The organism is Candidatus Moraniibacteriota bacterium, assembly GCA_016699795.1.
Taxonomy (GTDB): Bacteria; Patescibacteriota; Minisyncoccia; order Moranbacterales.
This window is the reverse complement of the sequence record CP065011.1, coordinates 481,132-501,438: the sequence shown is the minus strand read 5'-3', so window position 1 is coordinate 501,438 and position 20,307 is coordinate 481,132. Positions and strand designations below refer to the sequence as shown.

Annotated in this window: 16 protein-coding genes and 1 tRNA gene; 13 read left to right on the top strand and 4 right to left on the bottom strand. The window is 33.1% G+C overall.

Features of this window, described 5'->3' with window-relative positions; translation table 11 throughout:
* Nucleotides 1–150 precede the first annotated feature (150 nt).
* The 10 genes from rpsO to rsmA all read left to right on the top strand — a co-directional run bounded on the left by rpsO (nt 151) and on the right by rsmA (nt 10,631).
* The gene (rpsO, locus tag IPN70_02470) at nt 151–417 is read left to right on the top strand and encodes a 30S ribosomal protein S15 (protein QQS61762.1); all 267 of its coding nucleotides are present in this window, start codon (nt 151–153) and stop codon (nt 415–417) included.
* Nucleotides 418–449: 32 nt separating this feature from the next.
* The gene (locus IPN70_02465) at nt 450–965 is read left to right on the top strand and encodes an NYN domain-containing protein (protein ID QQS61761.1); all 516 of its coding nucleotides are present in this window, start codon (nt 450–452) and stop codon (nt 963–965) included.
* Between the two features lie 54 nt (nt 966–1,019).
* Nucleotides 1,020–3,134, top strand: a complete 2,115-nt coding sequence (pnp, locus tag IPN70_02460; protein QQS61760.1) for a polyribonucleotide nucleotidyltransferase — start codon at nt 1,020–1,022, stop codon at nt 3,132–3,134.
* A gap of 64 nt (nt 3,135–3,198) precedes the next feature.
* A complete protein-coding gene (locus IPN70_02455; GenBank protein QQS61759.1) occupies nt 3,199–5,172 on the top strand; it encodes a hypothetical protein in 1,974 nt (657 codons plus the stop codon).
* Between the two features lie 604 nt (nt 5,173–5,776).
* Complete coding sequence (locus IPN70_02450) at nt 5,777–6,196, top strand: YraN family protein (protein QQS61758.1); 420 nt, start codon at nt 5,777–5,779, stop codon at nt 6,194–6,196.
* A 66-nt stretch (nt 6,197–6,262) separates the two neighbouring features.
* Nucleotides 6,263–6,619, top strand: a complete 357-nt coding sequence (locus IPN70_02445) for a hypothetical protein (GenBank protein ID QQS61757.1) — start codon at nt 6,263–6,265, stop codon at nt 6,617–6,619.
* 43 nt (nt 6,620–6,662) lie between these two features.
* A complete protein-coding gene (locus tag IPN70_02440; protein ID QQS61756.1) occupies nt 6,663–7,055 on the top strand; it encodes a signal peptidase II in 393 nt (130 codons plus the stop codon).
* A 34-nt stretch (nt 7,056–7,089) separates the two neighbouring features.
* Nucleotides 7,090–8,634, top strand: coding sequence for a YifB family Mg chelatase-like AAA ATPase (locus IPN70_02435; protein QQS61755.1), 1,545 nt, complete (start codon nt 7,090–7,092; stop codon nt 8,632–8,634).
* A 9-nt stretch (nt 8,635–8,643) separates the two neighbouring features.
* Nucleotides 8,644–9,582, top strand: a complete 939-nt coding sequence (locus tag IPN70_02430; GenBank protein ID QQS61754.1) for a G5 domain-containing protein — start codon at nt 8,644–8,646, stop codon at nt 9,580–9,582.
* 191 nt (nt 9,583–9,773) lie between these two features.
* A complete protein-coding gene (rsmA, locus tag IPN70_02425; GenBank protein QQS61753.1) occupies nt 9,774–10,631 on the top strand; it encodes a ribosomal RNA small subunit methyltransferase A in 858 nt (285 codons plus the stop codon).
* On the opposite strand, the gene IPN70_02420 is transcribed toward rsmA, so the two are convergent.
* On the bottom strand, nt 10,632–12,281 hold the full coding sequence (locus tag IPN70_02420) for a UbiA family prenyltransferase (GenBank protein QQS61752.1): 1,650 nt from the start codon (nt 12,279–12,281) through the stop codon (nt 10,632–10,634).
* 41 nt (nt 12,282–12,322) lie between these two features.
* Between IPN70_02420 and IPN70_02415 the strand changes: the two genes are divergently transcribed.
* The gene (locus IPN70_02415) at nt 12,323–14,542 is read left to right on the top strand and encodes a UvrD-helicase domain-containing protein (GenBank protein ID QQS61751.1); all 2,220 of its coding nucleotides are present in this window, start codon (nt 12,323–12,325) and stop codon (nt 14,540–14,542) included.
* Nucleotides 14,543–14,560: 18 nt separating this feature from the next.
* Here the strand turns inward: IPN70_02415 and IPN70_02410 are convergent, their stop codons facing one another.
* On the bottom strand, nt 14,561–15,484 hold the full coding sequence (locus IPN70_02410) for a tyrosine-type recombinase/integrase (GenBank protein QQS61750.1): 924 nt from the start codon (nt 15,482–15,484) through the stop codon (nt 14,561–14,563).
* Nucleotides 15,485–15,554: 70 nt separating this feature from the next.
* Between IPN70_02410 and IPN70_02405 the strand changes: the two genes are divergently transcribed.
* Nucleotides 15,555–16,559 (top strand): hypothetical protein, encoded by a 1,005-nt coding sequence (locus IPN70_02405; protein ID QQS61749.1) that lies wholly within the window; start codon nt 15,555–15,557, stop codon nt 16,557–16,559.
* 94 nt (nt 16,560–16,653) lie between these two features.
* Nucleotides 16,654–17,862 carry a hypothetical protein gene (locus IPN70_02400; GenBank protein ID QQS61748.1) on the top strand — a complete coding sequence of 403 codons (1,209 nt, stop codon included), beginning with the start codon at nt 16,654–16,656 and terminating at the stop codon, nt 17,860–17,862.
* A gap of 459 nt (nt 17,863–18,321) precedes the next feature.
* Here the strand turns inward: IPN70_02400 and IPN70_02395 are convergent.
* Nucleotides 18,322–18,397, bottom strand: a tRNA-Val gene (locus tag IPN70_02395).
* Between the two features lie 76 nt (nt 18,398–18,473).
* Nucleotides 18,474–20,297, bottom strand: coding sequence for an ATP-dependent zinc metalloprotease FtsH (ftsH, locus tag IPN70_02390; GenBank protein QQS61747.1), 1,824 nt, complete (start codon nt 20,295–20,297; stop codon nt 18,474–18,476).
* Nucleotides 20,298–20,307: the final 10 nt, after the last annotated feature.

Genomic DNA, 20,307 nt, shown 5'->3' with positions numbered 1-20,307 from the left:
ATAGTATTCAATGTAATTTTTTATTTATAAGCAAGCATTTGAATAAAGAAATCGCTTCTTTACTCTGAAGATAATTTTTTATTCGTTTGATTTCGTTTAATAAGACGAATTAAGGGTTTTTATAGACTCATGCTCTGCTCAAACTTATATATGCTTACAGGAGAGCAAAAGAATGGTGCAACAAAAGATACTCGACGTCATGATAAAGACACAGGATCCCCAGAATATCAAATAGCTCTATTTACAGAGCAGATTAAAAGATTAACTTCACATTTACAGCAGAATAAGAAAGATTTTCATTCCCGAAGAGGTTTATTAAAAATGGTTTCTAAGAGGCGTCGCCTCATGGCTTACTTGCAGAAAACGAATGAAGATATATATAAAAAAGTAGTAAAAAAATTGGGTCTCAAGGGTTAAATTCTTTAGTATACTTTCTTCAAAATAAAAATATGGCAAAATTTAAAGAACAAAGAGTTGGTGTTCTCGTTGATATACAAAATATGTATTATACGGCTCGTGTTCTTTATGGACGAAGAGTGAATTTTAAAAATATTCTTGAAGAAGGTGTTAGTGGAAGAAAGCTTATTAGAGCTATTGCTTACGGAGTTCAAACTGAAGAGGGTATGGAAGGGCCTTTTTTTGAAGCTCTTGAAAACGCAGGATATGAAGTTAAGAAAAAAGATCTTCAAATTTTTGCTGGCGGAGTAAAGAAGGCTGATTGGGATGTTGGTATTGCTATGGACGCGGTTCGATTTTCAAAATCGATGGACGTTATTGTTTTGGTTTCTGGAGACGGAGACTATCTTCCTTTGGTGGAATATATTCAAAATACTGCTGGTTGTCGTGTTGAAGTTATAGCATTTCGAGAATCAACAAGTGCTAAACTTATTGAAAGAGCGGATGAATTTTTTGATTTAAGTGCAGAAAAGAAGAAATTTCTATTTGCTTCTTCTGTGAAGGGCTAGTTTTTGTAAGAGAATATTTAGTGTGATTATTACTAGAGCAGAAATAAAGGATATATGAGTAAAGTGAATCGTTGGACAATGGAACTTGAGGGGAGAACACTTACTGTTGAAACAGGTGAGCTTGCGAAACAAGCAAATGGATCTGTTTGTGTGAGTTATGGAGAAACAGTTGTGTTAGCAACTGCTACCATGAGTAAAAGACAATCAGGAATTACAGGATATTTTCCTTTAATGGTTGACTATGAAGAACGATTTTATGCTTCCGGAAAAATTAAGGGTAGCCGATTCATTAAACGTGAGGGACGCCCAACAGACGAAGCGATTTTGAACGGACGTCTTATTGATAGAACGATCAGACCTTTATTTGATATGAGGATGAGAAATGATGTTCAAGTTATCGCTACGGTACTTTCTATAGATCAAGAAAATGAACCAAGTGTTCTTTCTATAATAGCAGCTTCACTCGCTCTTCATATCTCTGATATACCATGGAATGGCCCTATAGCCGCTTTGAGAATAGGGAGAATTGACAATGCTTTTATTATAAATCCTACAAATGAAGAAAGAAAATTAAGTGATATAGATCTCGTACTTTCAGGAAGTGGTGATACTATTAATATGATAGAGGCTGGTGCGAAACAAGTTTCAGAAGATGATATTGTTAAATCTTTTGAATACGGAACCTCTTATCTTAAAAAAATATCAGATTTTATTCGTTCCATAAGAGAAGATGTAGGAAAAGAAAAATCAAAACCCGCATTATTAACGTGGAGCGATGAATTTGAATTAGGCGTACGGAATATTTTGCAAGAGAATTCTTATGAAGATATTTTATTTGAAAAGGACTCTAAAGTAGCGAAGTATGATAGTTTGAATGAAGTAAGTGAAAAAATATTTTCTTATACACAAGAGTGGGTAGCTTCAATAGAACCAAAAGGACAAGCCTCAAAAGAAGCAGCTTCTCTTATTGTGGATATTGTAGCAGATGAACTTGTGCATAAGAATGTTTTATTACAAGGAAAACGTCCAGACGGAAGAGCTTTATCTGAAGTAAGAAAAATAACTTGTAGAACAGGTGTTTTGCCAAGGACTCATGGTACGGGTCTTTTTACGAGAGGGGAGACACAAGCTCTTACTGTGGCAACTTTAGGTGCTCCAGGAGCAGAACAGATACTAGATTCAATGGAAGAAAATGATACAAAAAAACGTTATATGCATCATTATAATTTTCCTCCATATTCTGTAGGTGAAGTTCGTCCGATGCGGGGACCAGGAAGAAGAGAAATTGGACATGGCGCGCTTGCTGAAAGAGCTTTGGAGCCATTACTTCCAACAAAAGAAGATTTTCCTTACACAATTCGTTTAGTGAGTGAAGTTTTAGAGTCAAACGGATCCTCGTCAATGGCTTCAGTGTGTGGTTCAACACTTGCTCTTATGGATGCAGGTGTTCCAATACAAGCTCCGGCAAGTGGAATTGCTATGGGTATTATTATTGGAGAAAAAGACTTTAAAGTATTATCAGACATTCAAGGACTCGAAGATCATTTCGGAGATATGGATTTTAAAGTTGCAGGTACCCAAAAAGGTATAACAGCATTACAAATGGACGTGAAAGTTGAAGGAGTTACTGTAGAAATGTTAAAAGAAGTTCTTCGTCAATCACACGGAAATAGAATGGACATCTTAAATTCTATAGTATCTGAAATTGCCTCTCCTAGAGAAAAATTATCACCTTATGCACCAAGAATTATCATTCTTCAAATTAATCCAGACAAGATAAGAGATGTTATTGGTCCTGGAGGAAAGATAATAAATGAAATTATTAGTGAAACGGGTGTAGAAATTGATATTGAAGATGACGGGTCTATCTTTATAACAGCAGTAGATGAATTAGGTGCTGAAAAGGCGAAACAATGGATTGAAAATCTTACACGTGAAGTGAAAAGTGGGGAATTATTTAATGCAAAAATTACTCGTATTATGAATTTCGGTGCTTTTGCAGAAGTCCTTCCTGGACAAGAAGGTCTAATACACATTTCACAGCTTTCAAAAGAAAGAGTTGAAAAAGTTGAAACAATAGTGAAGATTGGAGATATTGTGAAAGTTAAAGTAATTGAGATTGATAATCTTGGACGAATAAATCTCTCCATGAAAGAGGCTTCAGAATAGGTATAAAAAAATAGTTGGCATAAAATTGTATTTTGATGTACAATAAAAAAATTAAATGTCTGGTATGTTTGGAAAAAAAAATAAAATAAAAGATCAAGAAACTATAAATCCATCAGAGTTAATGGATTCTCAAAGTAAGCCTGAAAAAGATTTTTCTTCATTAATAAGAACAATGAAAAAAGATTTGCTTCGTTTTGAAAAAAAAGGTGTTTCTGGAATTTCTTTTGAGACTGAAAAAGAAAAAATAAAATCCGATGAAAGAGATAGTATCATAAAAGAAGCATCCCCTTTCTTTTCTCAAGAAATAGGAGCTTCTGGAAATGATGAAATTAATAATAAAGAGAATCTTTTTCTAAAAAAGAAACAAGACGGGATAAAAGAGATTATTTTTGATTCACCGAATAGTACTGTTAATAAGCCACTCGTTATTGATGAGACTTTATCTAGAGTTCAAAAAGAACAATTTTCTAATAAGTCATCTGTTGTTACGACAACAGCTTCGAAAGAAATTGTATCAGTACTAAATACTAATGAAGGAGAAAAATTAATAAATACTTTTTCGGATAAAAATATCCCCGCTGTAGATACTACTTCTCCTATTGTTGATGAAGTAAATGAAGAAAAATTAAACATTGATACGTCTATAAAAAAAGAGGAATCAGAGAATGATAAAGTGGAAAATGATAAAAATATTGAAACGGAGGATTTAATAAGAGGTGGTGAACAGATTATTATTTCAACTCCTATTTCTAATAATGTGCATATAGAGGAGAAAATATTATCACGATTACCTTCTGCTGAAAATGAAAAAATAGAAGAAAATGATTCTTATATAAAAAATAGTGATGAAAAATTTGACTCTGCTGAAGACTTTTTTCAGAAATCTTTTGGATTTTCTAGTCATGAGGGAAAAACTTCCTCGCTAGAGAGTAAGGAGGAAAATAGTCAGGAAGAAAAAAATAAATTTTTAGAGAAGGGTGTTATTCCAAATGGGGATGTTAAAATGCCTTTGAATACTAAAGAGGAAAAAGTATTTACAGAAAAAAATATACCAGAACTTCCAATTACAGAATCTAAACCAATAGAATTTAAAAATGAGAATAAAGAAATTTCTTTTACAGAGAAGAATGGTGACATTACTGAACAACAAAAAGAAAAAATAAATAATTATTTTTCTTCAGAAGATATAAGCAAAAAAGAGGAAGTTAAAATAAATCCAAATGAAAATAATTTTCCAAAAATTGAAGATAAAGTTGTTTATAAAAAAGAAAGAATTCACGAGGACTTTTTTTCACCTTTCGCTAGAAAGATCTTCAATTTTTCTTTTTTATTTATTTTTTTAATTTTATTTTTTTGGGGAGGTTATTATTTTTGGATTCAATATGATGGAATGTCGTATTTAGGTTTGGGTGTAAAAAAAGAAGAAGAGCCTATAAAACCACCCGTTAGTAATGAAATTCCTAAAGAAGATCCAATAATACCACCAGTGGTTGTTGCTGAAAAATATAATACAAATGAAATAAATATTATCCAATCGGATAAAACTACTTTTAATCAGGAAATAGAAAAGATACGGGAAAATGTAGAAGAATTACCAGTGGGAAATAAATTTAAATTTGAATTTAAAGATCCTAGTACAAAAGAAACCTTTCCTATTACAGAAGCTTTTTCTACCTTAGCCAATACTATCGACTTAACGAAAGAAGCTACCTGGAATCTCGTTGCAAGTCATGAGTCTTACGGAGTAAGATTCGGACTTCTTATTGATTTTAATAAAGAAAAATTATTAACTGAAAATATAAAGAAAAATTTAGAATTATCCGGAGCTCTTCTTGTAGAAGATCTTTATGAAGATGCTGTTTTATTGCCTTCAGTATATACATTTATGTCAGGTTCATATAATAGCATCCCTGTTCGTTTTCATAATATTGAAAAAGGTTCCTTAAATTATTCTTTTGATTATGCATTTAAGGATGAAATGCTTGCTATAGGAACGAGTAAGGAATCTGTTCGTGTCGTTCTTGATATGATACCCTAAAAAAATAAAAGGATCTTTTTTATAGGCTAATCTAAAGCTAAAAAAAGAGAATTACTTTTTTTTAGAGAAGGATAAGAAGTATATTTGAAAAATTTAAGAGAAGAGAGATTGTTATTTTTTCGCTTTATGGAGTCGTTTAAATAATTAACTTGAAAAGATTGGTTTTACGTGCTATACTTACATCGTTGAGTTGAGAACATTAACAAATAAACTTGCTTTTCGGCGGTAACGTTCCGGTTGTAATTTCCCCCTATTTGCAATCGGAACGTTTCCGCTGACCCCTATCGTTTTATTCATACAATGTATGAGAGAGGAGAAAAAAATAAAAATAAAAAAATCCTTAAAATAAAAATAAAAAAACAAAATCAGTACCTTAAAAAAAGGCTCTATGCCGGGGGTCGGGGAGGCAAGTGTGCGAAAGCATTACATCTAATGAGTTACTATAAAGCACTCACCCGCTTTATAGAAAATACTCGAGTGATGCTTGAGCATAACAAAAATCGGGCGCCGTACAGCCAAATTAATATATTTTTGGGCGCGGACGGCGCCTGGTAACAGATTTTTTCTTTTTAATGCATTTCCCTTTTTCGGGATTTTTTTGTTTATGTGGAGAAATTTATTTTTAAAGAGTAAATCTTTTAAAAAAGATTTAAAAAAAAGGGGTTGTCAAGGTGAAAATGATGCTTGTGTTTTTCTTAAAGGAAAAGGATATAAAATTATTGAAAGGAATTTTAGAAATTCTAAGGGCTATTCCTTGGGTGAAATTGACATTATAGCCTGTAAAGATAATTATTTAGTTTTTTTTGAAGTAAAGGCTGGTTTTGGATTAAAAAAAGATAATCTTCCACCAGAGATGAATATTACGAAAGATAAACTGAGAAAGTTGCATCGAATTATTTCTTGTTATTTAAAAGAACATCCTCAATGGAATCGGACACCTTTTTCTTTAGATGCAATCATAATTACTTATGATGAGAATGAAAATTTAAAAAATATTCGTCATTTAGAACATATATTTTTGTAATTCTATCTGGACGCCTTTATTTTAGGATGGTATTATATTTTAATAAGTTAAAGTAACTTCAATTGTATGGAAACACATAATCAGAAATTTTTAGATGAGATGAAAGTTTTTTTATTGGAAGAAAAGGCCAAACTGGAAAATGAATTATCTCGTTTTGCTATTGAAACTGATCACCAAGAGGGAAGATTTGAAACTCAATTCAATGATTTGGGTCGAGATCAAGAAGATAATGCTCACGAAGTTGAGGAATATGAAAGTAATCTTGCTTTAGAAAATACACTAGAAGTACATCTTCAAGAAATTATCGAAGCCTTGGAAAGGATTAATGCTGGGAATTATGGAATTTCACAAAAGAGTGGAAAAATTATTCCTGAAGAGAGGCTTCGTATTTATCCTGAAGCTAAAACGTGTGCTGATGAATAAGTTGTTTTTTTGCTCATATTTTAAAAATCATTCTGTGATGGAAATGATTTTTTCTATTTCTATTTTATTTTTACTCTCGCATCAATTTTTAAAATACATATACCATTCTCATCTTTTTTGTAATTTTGGTTTTTCTTTTGGGACATTTTCTTCTTTTTCGAAAATGTGGATAATAATAATTATCAGCTTGTTTCTTCTTTTGTGTTTAGTTCAGATTTTCTCTTTGAAGAGGAAAAATGTTTTTTCATTAGAAATTATTGCTTTATTGCTTTTTTTTGGAGGAGGTGTAACTAATTTCTTTGATAGACTTATTTTTGGTTGTGTTTATGATTATTTTTCTTTTTTTAATCTTTTTTATTGGAATATAGCAGATGCGGGTATTTTTTTTGGAGCTTTACTTTTCCTATGTATTTTTATAAAAAAAGAGGTAAGATGAAAATAGGTTAAATTTTATTTACTTTTTAGATTTTATGATATGCAGTGTTAATTCTGGAGCGGTGGTTGGATTAGAGGGAAAGATTATTCAAGTAGAAGCGGATGTTTTAGGAAATGGACTCCCAAGTTTTATACTTGTGGGATTGCCGGATGTGGCTGTAAAAGAATCAAAAAGTCGCGTTGAATCAGCTTTAAAGAATAGTGGATTCTCTCCTCCATATGCACATGGAAGAGTTACTGTTAATTTGGCCCCTGCTGATTTACCTAAAGCAGGTCCTCTTTATGATCTTCCTATAGCTTTAAGCTTCCTTGTTGCATCAGGACAATTGGATTATGTAAATTCAAATTTTCTCTTTGTGGGGGAATTATCGCTTTCCGGAAGCTTGCGACCTGTTCGTGGAATTTTATCAATTGTATGTGAAGCTAAAAATAAAGGGATAGAAAAAATTTTTATCCCCTATGAAAATTTATATGAAGCTTCCGTGGTGGATGGAATTGATATTTTTGGTGTAAAATCTTTGCGAGAGTTAATACTATATCTTCGAGGAAAAGAAACGCTCCCGACGCATCAATTTGTTGATAAATCTTATGATTTTGATGAGGGAAGAATTATTGGAGAAAGCGATTTTAGATTTATTCGCGGACAGGAATATGCTAAACGCGCTTTAGAGATCGCTGCTGCTGGAGGACATAATGTTCTTCTTTCAGGCCCTCCAGGATCGGGAAAAACACTTTTAGCTCGTGCCGTTCCTACAATACTCCCAGAACTTAATCGAGAAGAAAGTTTAGAGGTTACAAAAATTTATTCTATTTCTGGTTGTTTACCAAGAAAAATTGCTGTTTTGAAAGAGCGACCATTTAGAAGTCCGCATCATAGCGCAAGTGCCGTCTCACTTATAGGAGGAGGTTCTAATCCTCGGCCCGGGGAAATAACTTTAGCGCATAGAGGTGTATTATTTTTGGATGAATTTCCAGAATTTCCAAGAAGCGTATTGGAGAATCTGAGACAGCCATTGGAAGAAGGATTTGTTGTTGTTTCAAGAGCGAAACAAACAATAGAATTTCCTTCACGATTTGTTCTTGTTGCGGCGATGAATCCCTGTCCTTGTGGGAATGCAGGAGATCCACAACGTTTGTGTAGTTGTACGAATAGTCAAAGACAAAAGTATCAACAAAAATTATCAGGGCCACTTCTTGATAGAATAGACTTGCAAGTAGAAGTTCCACGTTTGGATGTGGAAAAACTTCAATCCGAAGTTTCTTTTTCTGAAGCAGAATCAAGTTATGATATCCGATGTCGTGTTGTTAATGCTAGATTGGTACAAAAAAATCGTTTTGAAAAAGAGAAGATAGATTTAAATAGCCAGCTTTCAACGAGGGCTGTTGGAGAATATTGCTCATTGGATGCAGAATGTAAGACTTTATTGAAAGAAGCTATCTCAGCTCTTAAATTGAGTCCCCGAGGGTATTATAGGTTAATAAAAACAGCACGTACTATTGCGGATTTGGAACAAAATAATGAAATTGGTGTTGCTCATATAGCTGAGGCGATACAGTATAGATTCCGTTATGAATCATAAGTTTTTATTATGAAGATTCGTATTTCTTTTATTATATTTCTTTTTCTGTTATCGGGCTCATTTTTTTATTTTGTATTCGCTAAAGATTCTTCTAAAACGAGTGATCTTACTCGTGAGTTTTTTATTTGTGAAGAAGAAAAGGAATATCCGGTGAGGCTTGATGGACCACTAACAGTAAATGATGCTCTACAAAAGCTAGGAATAGTTCTTTTGGAGGGTGATACTATTTTTCCATCCAAAGATGTTTTTATTGATTCGGGGTTACGACTCTATATTCAGAGAAAAAAAACAGTTCACATTACTATGAAAGATAAAAAATATGAATTGAATACTAATACATCCTTTGTTTCTAATGTCTTAGCTGAAAATAATATAATTTTAAAAAAAGAAGACATTACCTTTCCTGAAAAGGGAGTTCCTGTGGTTGATGGAATGGAAATACAAGTTATTCGAGTTGAAATACAAGAAGATAAGAAAAAGGAAATGATTCCTTATAAAATACAAGCGGAAGAGAGTAACGCTTTAGGTTGGAGGGAAAAAAAGATTATTCAAAAAGGAGAAAAGGGTGAAAAACAATTAACGTATGAAGTTTTAAAGCATGACAGTAAGGAAATCAAGAGAAAACTTATACGAACTGAGATTGTAAAAGATCCGGTGGATGAAAAAGTGGTGCAAGGAGCGTATGTGAAGCTTGGTAAAAAACATACTGGTTTTGGAACGTGGTATTCTTTTACAGGCACAGACGCTGCTGCAAGTCCCTGGTTGCCTCTAGGAAGTCATGTAAGAGTAACTAATACGATAAACGGAAAATCAGTTATTGTAGTTATAAATGATAGGGGGCCGTTTGGAGAAAATAGAATTATAGATTTAGATAAGGTGGCGTTTGAAAAAATAGCATCTATAGGTGCTGGTGTTATTGAAGTTAAAGTTGAAGAAATTTTAAATTAATTGTTTGTTAAAAATAAAAAGAAATCTAGAAAAAATAGTAAAATTTGATAACAAAGATTGTGATAATATTTTAATCCGAATAAGAATCTTTTAGAGTTTTTGTTGAAATTTGCTTTTGTATTAAAAAGACTTACTATTAAAGATGTAAATCTTGTTTTTTAATACATATTTAAAGGAAAGAAAATTATTGTATGGATGCAAAAAAATCACTGGGACAAAATTTTTTACAAGATAAACAGGTGATAGAAAAAATTATTTCTGCGATCGCCCCATGTGAGGGGGAGCTTATAGTGGAAATTGGTCCCGGAGAGGGTGTTTTAACAGAGCAACTTATTCATGCGGGTGCTATCGTGGTAGCTATTGAATTAGATGATCGATTAATACCTATTTTGAAAGAAAAATTTAAAAATTATTCTAATGCGTTTATTGTTCATCAAGATATTTTAAAAACAGATATTGGAAAAATTTTTTCGGAATTAAATCTTAATACGGTTTTGTGCGAAAAGAGTGTGGAAAATGAAAAAAAGAAAAACCTTCAAAGTTCAAAGGGGACGTTTCGAATGATTGGAAATTTACCTTATTATATAACCTCACCTATTATTCGAAAATTTTTAGAAATGAAACAATCTCCGAGGGAAATGTTTTTTATGATACAAAAAGAGGTTGCTGAAAGAATATGTGCTCCTTTGGGAGAAATGAGCATTTTGTCTGTGGCGGTGCAATATTATGCTCGCCCAGAAATACAATTTTTTGTTTCTAAAGAGGCATTTGAACCAGTTCCAAAAGTGGAAAGTGCTTTTGTTTTAATAAAAAAAGAATGTGAAAAAAATAATGAAAATACAGATTTATTTTTTCGAGTTGTGAGAACGGGTTTTTCTGCTCGAAGAAAAACATTGGCTAATAACATTGTGAATGGGTTTCCTATAAAAAAAGAAATGATGGAAAATTTCCTTCTCCAAATAGATTTAAAGGAAAAAGTTAGAGCTCAAGACTTAAGTGTAAATGACTGGAAAAAAATAACAAATTTTCTAAAAGAAAATTACATATAATTAGAGGATTGAGAACAAAAGAATTAATGTGTAAAGAAAGACTAGGCCAATAATAAAACCAGGGAGCATTTGTGGAGTAATTTTTTTATTCAAAATAGAAAGATTTGGATTAGATACTATAAAAAAAGCAATTGTGCTAAAAATGAGAGCCCAAGGAATTATATTTTTAGCATTTAGAATAAGAGCACTTAAAATAAAAGAGAAAAAAATTCCCGTTGCTACAAAAAGTCGTGCATATTTTTCTCCCATAAGAACAGGGAGTGTCCAAATATTATTTTTCTTATCACCTTTAATATCTTTAAAGTCTTTTATAGGAAGGGAAATAGTATAAGAAAAAAGAAGAAGAAAAATTATTTCCCAAGGAATATCAGTGATAATCCCTGTGGTGTCAAAGGCAATATAACCCAAAAGAATAATTATGAATGAGGCGATAGATCCTAAGAATGTTGCAATGAAAGGAATTCGTTTGAGACGAAACGGAGGTGCATTGTAGAGCCATGTGAGAGCGTGATACACAAAAACTAAGGCTATTGCATAGGGATGAGCTATTCCTGCTAAAAATAAAGAGAGAAAGAAGAGAGTCCAACCAACTTTTTTGTAGGAGTTTTTTGAAATAGTTTTCTGTATAAGGGGTCTATGGGTATTTGTAATAGCATCTATGGATTCATCGAAAATATCATTAACTACTACGCTGGTAAGCCACGCTGTTATCGCAGTTAAGGTAAGAAGAACAAGGGCTAATCCATTAAAAAAAGTTAGAAAGTTTATTGGATTTTGTGAAAAAAGGAGGGCAATACCAGCCCCAACATAAACAAGCCCTGCGTGGTAAATAGTTTGGGGTACTCGAATATTAAGAAAAAGTGATTTTGTTTCTTTGGGGTAGAAGAAAAAAGAAAATAGAGGAATGATATTGAAAAGAATATAGGCGTAAATAATGCTCATTTTTGCATTAAGTGAATTTATGATGTTCCCGGGAGTATAAGAGAGGGATGTTTCAGGAGAAAGAAACATTCCCGCTATATCAACAGAAGTAACTTCCATAAATCCTTTCTCCCAGCCAAGTACGAAGAATGCAATCCATGAAGGAAATGTGCCAAGTATAAAAAAGAACGTATAGGCAATAAAGGTTGTAAGAAGGGCTCGCAAATAGTCTTTTGTTTTAATAAAAACATAAACAAAAAAAAGGAAAAGTGACAAAATAACCTCAATGCGAACTCCATAGGTAATTCCCATATTAGGAGTATCTCCAAAAAAAGTGAAAAATCCACGCAAAAGACCTTCCAAGCTGTCAAATTCATAGAAACTCCAAAGACCTCTCCCATGAGAGATAAAATAATCTATAATGGGAGGAATAAGAATTATAAGAAAGCCCCAAAGAAGAACATTTGCTGTGGCTGAAATATTTGTTTTTGTCGTTTTAGATAAAAGAACAAGGAATACACAATAAGAAAGAAGGAAAAAAAGAAACGTATGAGAAAATTCCGAAAAAAGAAAATGTATTTCTCTGTGAGAAAAACCTCCAAGCAAATTTTCAATAAGGATTCTAGAAAAAATTATACTTAAAAAGGTCCCAATCCAAAGAGAAAAGGAAATTTTTGTATTTTCTAGGAGGCTAATTATCCTCTCTAATTTTAAAATAATAAGTTTCATATTTTTAGTATGAAACAATTATTGGATAAAGGCAATTTTTTATGATACAATCGAAAAACACTATGGAAGATATACTTTTTTCATTAAATGAGGAACAAAAAGAAGCCGTCCTGCATACTGAGGGGCCTCTTTTGATATTGGCGGGAGCTGGCTCAGGAAAAACAAAAACATTAACGCATAGAATTGCCCATCTTATAAGAAATAAAGGCGTTTCCGGGGGAAATATCATGTCAGTTACTTTCACAAACAAAGCGGCTGAAGAAATGCGATCAAGATTGGCAATGTTGACAAAAATTCCTACCCAATCTTTTTTTTCGAATAATTCCTTTCATGAAAAAACCCCTCTCACAGGAACATTTCACAGTATTTGTTCAAAAATTTTACGTCAAGATATAACGGTATTAGGAAGGGAAAAAAATTTTCACATTGTTGACACTTCTGAACAGGAGATGTATCTCAAGAGAATAATAAAAGATCTTGGATTTGATGCGAAACAATTTTCTCCAAAAGGATTTCTTAGTATTATTTCAGCGGCAAAAAATAAATCTTTGAATTCAAGAGAATTTTCTGATCAAGCTCAGAACTATATGGAAGAGATGATTGCAAGAGCTTATGAAAAATACGAAGATATTCTTATTCGAGATAATGCTTTGGATTTTGATGATTTACTTTTGGTCACAATGGAGATTTTTCAAAAAAAACCAAATATTGTAGAAAAATATCAACAGCGTTTTAAATATATTCTTGTTGACGAGTACCAAGATACTAACAATATTCAATATCGTTTTATTGCAACACTTGCAAAAAGTCATAGAAATATTTGTGCTGTTGGAGATGATTGGCAATCTATATATGCTTTTCGAGGCGCTGATATTCGTAATATTCTGGATTTTGAAAGAGAGTATCCGGACGCAAAGATAATACATTTAGAACAAAATTACCGATCCACTCAAATTATACTTGATGCGGCGCATGGTATTATTTCACAAAATAAAAATAGAAAAGAGAAAAAACTTTGGACTGATAAAAAAGGGGGAAAGAAAATTATTTTTTATGAAGCGAATAATGAATCAGGGGAGGCTCAATATGTTGCTGATTCAATTAAAAAAGAGATTTCTAAAAATAAAGAAGAATTATATAAAAATTTTGCAGTTTTATATAGAACAAACGCTCAATCTAGAGCATTGGAAGAAATTTTTCTTCATGAAAACATTCCTTACAAAATAGTGGGGGGCTTGAAATTCTATGATCGAAAAGAAATAAAGGACATGATTGCATATTTTCGTTTCTTACTTAACCCAACAGATCAAATGGCGTTAATAAGAATTGTAAATGAGCCAAAGCGAGGAATTGGAAAGAAGACATTGGAAATGTGGTTAAAATTAGCAGAAAATTCTCGCAATATTCTTGATGTGGGAATGGAAATTTCTTGTGATGTGATGGCAGAATCTAAACGTAAATGCATTCGTAGTTTTTGTGAAAAAATGAAAGGGATGTCCCTTTTGAATGAAAAAAGCTCTCTTTCTGATTGGGCTAAAAATGTCTATAAAAATTCAGGGTATGAAGCTGCTCTTTGTGAAAAACGAACTTCTGAAAATGAGGCAAGAATAGAAAATATTAGCGAGCTATTTAGTGTACTTTCTCGTTATGATGAATTGAATTTATCTGAAGCATTACAGTTTTTTTTAGAAGAAACCGCGCTTATAGCTGATAGCGATCAAGTTAATCGAAATGAAAATGTTGTTCATTGTATGACAATGCATAGTGCGAAGGGTTTAGAGTTTGATCATGTTTTTATTGTAGGAACTGAGGAGAATATTTTACCACATTCACGAAGCTCTTTTTCATTAAAGGATCTTGAAGAGGAACGTAGACTTATGTATGTAGGAATAACTCGAGCAAAAAAAAGTATTTGTTTACTTTACGCACGACAAAGAATGCTTTTTGGCTCTATGCAGGCAAATCCATCATCACGATTTTTGAGTGAAATTCCTGAAGTATTAGTAAAGAAAGAGATGCAAAAAAAAGAGCATAGTCAGGGAATGTATAGATATGAAAAAAGAAAATTTAATAAAAAGGAGTATATAAAAGAAAGAAAAGAAGAAAGGAATAAAAAAGAATATAAAGACGGAGAACGTATCTCACACAATACATTTGGTTCAGGGGTTATAGTGAGTCAAAATAATGATACCTACACCATTGTTTTTCAAAAAGTAGGTATTAAAAAAATTTCCAAAGGAGTTGATGTTTTACATAAATAAAGATAATTTTCATTTATTTTAGCTTTCTTCCAAAGAGGATTTCCCATGATATTTTTTGTGAATCCCTTTAAGTTGTTTGTTTGTGATATGTGTGTAGATCTGAGTAGTTGTTATAGATTCATGACCAAGCATGAGCTGAACACTCCGTATGTCCGCACCATTCCTTAAAAGATCAGTAGCAAAGCTATGTCGTAAGGTATGAGGATGAACATCTTTTACTATACCTGCTTCTTGAGCTCGTTTTTTTACTATTCTTTGAATAGATCTTGATGTGAGACGGGGATTTTCTAAAGAATTTTTTTTGACTCTTTTATCTGTTCGTATAAATAAAGCCTCTTCCATGTCGGTTCTTTGTGAAAGATAATTCTGTATTGCTATTTTAGCTGTATCAGAAATAAATACTAATCGAAGTTTTCTTCCTTTGCCCCGAATACTCATTTCTTGTAAATGGGTATTTATATGGGAACGATTTAGATTTGTGAGTTCACTCACACGAAGCCCTGAAGAAAAAAGAAGTTCTAAAATAGCGCGATCTCTAAGATCTTGAAGATTTTTTCCTGAAGAAATTTTTAAAAGTCGATGAAGTTCTTCAGAGCTAAGTGTTTCTATTTCATTTTGAATATTCTTTCCAACATCAAGTATCTCTGGACTAAGAGAAGTAATATCTCTTTTTGCAAGATATTTAAGAAAACTTCGAAGAGTTATGATGTAATAAGATTGAGTTTTTTTATCAAGGGGAGAGCCTTCGTGATTGAGTTGCTTATTAAGAAAGATACGATATCTTCTTACGCGTTCCAAAGTTATTTCTTTAGGATCTTCATAACGAAGCCATTTTAAAAAATGATTCAACCTTCTTTCGTAAGTTTTTTTTGTTAAATGAGAGCGATTTTTCTCTACAAGAAGGGATTCAAGAAATTCATTTTTTAGTATAGAATTTTTCATAATGAAGAGTATTTTCGAAAATATAAAAATAGAGTATACTAGTTTTAGCAAATGATAAAAATAGAAATGTATGCACAATCAAAATTATACTTTCAGTATAGCACTAGTCATTAGTATTTTAATACTTTCCCCTTTATATTCAGGAGCAACGAGTAATTTAACACTTTTTGAAGACTTTGATAAAGATGGTTTGAGTAATTCTGAAGAAACTGCTTTGGGAACAGATCCCTATAATGCGGATAGCGACGGAGATAGTTATAGTGATTATACAGAAGTTGTGGGCGGTTATAATCCTCTAAAGCCAGCGCCTGGTGATAAAATTATTCCTGATGAAGTACCCCCCACACCTGCGGTAGAAAAAAAAGAAGTCGTTTCAGTGGATGAAAAAACAGGAGAAGAAGATTCTTCTACAAAAGAAAATTTAACACAAAAAGCAGCAACCCAAATTGCACAGATCGCTTCAGAAGCAACTGCTGAGGGAACAGAGGTAACACTAGATTCTGTAGAGTCATTAGTGAGCCAAGCTTTGGAAGAAGCCAATAAAGAAATTCAACTTCCTGAGATTGCTGATGATGAAATAAAGATTTTAAAACAAGGATATAAAAAGTTAGATGAAGAAGAACGAAAGAAGAGAGAAAAGGAAGATACTTCTGAGTATTTATCTAAAATTTCTTATATCGTAGCTTCCGCAATGTCAAATGAAATTGACTTTAATGATCAAGAGGGTTTTTCATCTTTTGTGCAATCAGAAATTTCTAATTCAGTTTCAGAATTTTCTCAGGGAAATTATAAGATCATTCAACAATGGGCTGATCGAGGGGAAAGTATTCTTAATCTTATGAATGATGTGGAAGTTCCAGAAAATGTACTTCCAATACATAAAAAGGGTTTACAAATAGCAAAATACGCGCTTTCTCTCGAAGAAGAATCAACTCCAAATGCTGAAGACCCTATTGGAAATATAGCCATTCTTTCGCGAGCGCAAGGACTTATCGCTCTCGCTGGTGATTTTCAACAAGAAGTAACAACAATATTAGAAACTATCGGGGTCCAAGATATGATACTTGATTTGTAGGGTGTAATAAAAATATATGCAAAAAAATAAAAGTAAAATAAAAGTAACCCATTCCTTTTTCTTAATTATTTTTCTTTTTTCCTCAGTTTTCTTAATGAAACCGAATGTTGCTCGGGCTGATGTTTGGGGAGCGGCCTATGCGGCTGCGATTGCAAAGCAGGCTATGGAAACTGCATATACAGAAATTCAAGCGGCTATACTAGGAACATTAAAAGTAACAGCTTACGAGTTGCTTAATACCCAAATAGGACAACTTATAGGTGGTGCAAGCTATTCAGAAACTCTCATTATTACGGATTGGGAAGATTTTGTTGTTCAAGCTCCGATGGATGAGGCTACTCTTTACATAAATGACTTTTTTTCAGTTTCTTTTCAAGGAAAAAATACCTGTGATTATGTCCCTGCTTATTCTTCGAGTCCAACGAATGATCCCTATACGGATCTTGTCTCTTCTTCTTGCGCTGCTGTTGATGCTGTTAATGAAGGTGTTAGATTTGTCCAAAATTTTCCTTCTTACATGGAAGATTATGCAAGAAGAGCTATCGGGGGTGTGGTCGCTGAAGGATTGGATCAAGTAAGACAATATACACTGGATCAGTTTTGTACAGACCCTTCGGAAATGTTTGCTGCTGGAAATTGGAAATGTTGGGATGCTTATTTTTCAAATGATTATAATAATCCTTACGGGTATTCATCAATAGCTCAGCAAGAATATTCCTATGAACTTGAAAAGAAACAAGAATTGGCAAAGATACAAGGAATGGCATATCAAGGTTATAAACCACAAACAACGCCGGAAGGGTATGTCATCACACCAGGATCTCTCATTAAAGATATACAATCAGCGGTTACTGACTTAGGAAATAAAATAATTGCAGCAGCGGAATCTCCTGGAGAATTTCTTAGCGCACTCGTTTCATCCTTTGTAACATCATTTATTCAACAAACTATTCGTAGTGGTGTAGGTCAGATTCAACAGCACATTTCATCTGAAATAAGAAGTATTGATAAAAAAATAACATCGGAAGTAAATCGGGTTATCGGTGAGATTGGACCAAAGGCTCAATTTTATAAATTATATCAATCAAATAATTCTACATGGAATTCGTATTATAAAGGGGGCGGCGGTAGTGGTAGTGGCGGAACAACATATTCTTTTCTAATAAGATGTGAAGAGTCGTCTTGTTGTGGAACAACAAGAATATCTAATAGTTTTTCAACAATTTCTGCATGTCAATCGGCATATTCTAATGCAATGGGAAGTCTCAAAGCAAACTGTAAATATTATTACGAATCTTGTTAACTAGAGAATTTTTTCTCAAAATAAAATCAAAAAAGAGAGGTTATCTTGATATGAAAAATGATCTCATTTGAAATAACGAAACTTTTCATTTAAAGGTTTTTGTTTAATTTTTTCTTTCTTCTTGGATAGAGGGAGAAACTATCATTTTCTTCCATATTTATTTCTGCAAAGACACTCTTTGGTACGATCACGCAATACTGAATGGAATAAGAAGATTCTTAAAGAAATTAAGAAATGAGTTTTTGGGAGAGAATAAAAAAATAAGGAGCTTCTCAGTGTCTAAACTTTAAGAATAAAATTTTTTTAATAGGAACTTTATATAGTTTTTAATGTAAGATTCGAATAAAAAAGAAAGGATGATAAATAAAAAAGAGTACGAAGAAAAACTTCTTTTTTATAAAAATATAGAAAAAAAGTAATGAACTATAGGAAAAAGTTTTTTATAAAAGAATCTTGTTTTGGTGAGTCCTGGTGGAATCGAACCACCGACCTCTACGATGTCAACGTAGCGCTCTAACCCCTGAGCTAAGGACTCATTTTGTCCTTGATTTTGGACAAAATAGAGATCGCTAGAGTAAATAATAAAGAACAATTACAAAATTGTCTATGAGTTAAGATTTTTTTGAGGAAATAATCGCATCAAATTCATCTTTCTCTAAAGTCTCTTTTTCGAGAAGAACCTCAGCTATTTTATTAAGAGTTTCTCTTTTTTCGAGAATGATTTTTTTAGCTGTCTCGAAAGCATCTTTAATAAGATCAGAAACTTCTTTATCTATAGCGCTGGCAGTGGTGTCGGAATAGTCACGTTCTTCAGATATATCTCTTCCTAGAAAAATATTTCCACTCTTTTTTCCGAAAGTTCGAGGTCCGAGAGAACTCATTCCATAACGAGTTACCATTTCACGGGCAATGTGAGTAGCTCTTTCTAAATCATTCGATGCTCCGGTAGTGACTTCGCCAAAAACAATATGTTCACTGGTGTAAGCACCAAGAAGTACAGCAAGTTCATCTATAAAATAATCTCTTCGTCTAAGGCTTTTATCTTCAGTTGGGACAGAAAGGGTATAACCTCCTGCTGAGCCTCTAGAAACAATGGATACCTTTTGTACAGGATCAGCATTTGGAAGGGTATCCGCAACAAGAGCATGACCCGCTTCGTGATATGCTATTGTCTTCTTTTCTTCTTCATTTATAATTCGACTCTTTCTTGCTGGCCCAAGAAGAACCTTTTCAATGGATTCTGTTATTTCTTGCATCCTGATAGTTTTTCTATTACGTCTTGCTGCAAGAAGAGCTGCTTCATTAAGAAGATTGGCTAGATCAGCTCCTGAGAATCCTGGAGTTCTTTGGGCAATAACTTTTTTATCTACATTAGAATGTATAGGTTTATTCTTTATGTGCAAAGTAAGGATAGCCTCTCTTTCTCTCATATCGGGGAAACCGAGAATAACTCTACGGTCAAATCGTCCAGGGCGAAGGAGTGCTGGATCAAGTACGTCAGGTCGGTTGGTAGCCGCTATAACAATGACACCAGCATCTGTTTCAAAACCATCCATTTCCACAAGAATTTGATTAAGAGTCTGCTCTCTTTCGTCATGGCCACCTCCTAAGCCAGCTCCTCTATGTCGTCCCACAGCATCGATTTCATCAATAAAAACAATTGCAGGAGCTTGTTTCTTAGCCTGTTTAAAGAGATCTCTTACGCGACTTGCACCTACTCCTACGAACATTTCTACAAATTCGGATCCGCTTATATTAAAGAAAGGAACGCCCGCTTCACCAGCAACTGCCTTTGCGAGGAGTGTTTTTCCTGTTCCCGGAGGGCCCATAAGAAGAACTCCTTTGGGAATTTTAGCACCCATAGCCAAAAACTTCTTTGGTTCTTTAAGAAATTCTACGATTTCAAAAAGTTCTTCTTTTGCTTCCGTTTCTCCCGCGACATCCTTGAAAGTAATCCTTCTTTTTTTGTCATTAGGATCGACTATTCGAGCTCTACTTAAACCAAAAGTAAGTGCTTGGGAACTTCCCTTTTGCGCTTGACGAAACATAAACCAAAGAAAAAGTCCAATAAGAATAAAGGGGAGGAAAAAAGGAAGAAAAGTTCTTAGCCAAAAGGAAGAAGCTGATTCTTTTTTTATGGAAATATCTATAGAATTAAGCTTTTCTGTGGATACTCCGAAGTTAACAAGTGTTTCAGAAAGAGAACTTTCAGCCTCTTTTGTGGTGAGTTGTTTTTTTCCATCAGATAATGTGACATTCACTTTACTCTCATCGATTTCAATTGATTTAATTTTATTATCATTTATTTCTTGCGAAAGAGTACTGAGTGTGATTTCCTCTGGTTTTTCTGAGGGGTTTGTATAAAGGGATAAAAGTCCCATAAATAAGATCGCGAGAAGAACAGCTGTTGCAATGTTTTTAATATTTTTATTCATAAATGTGTGA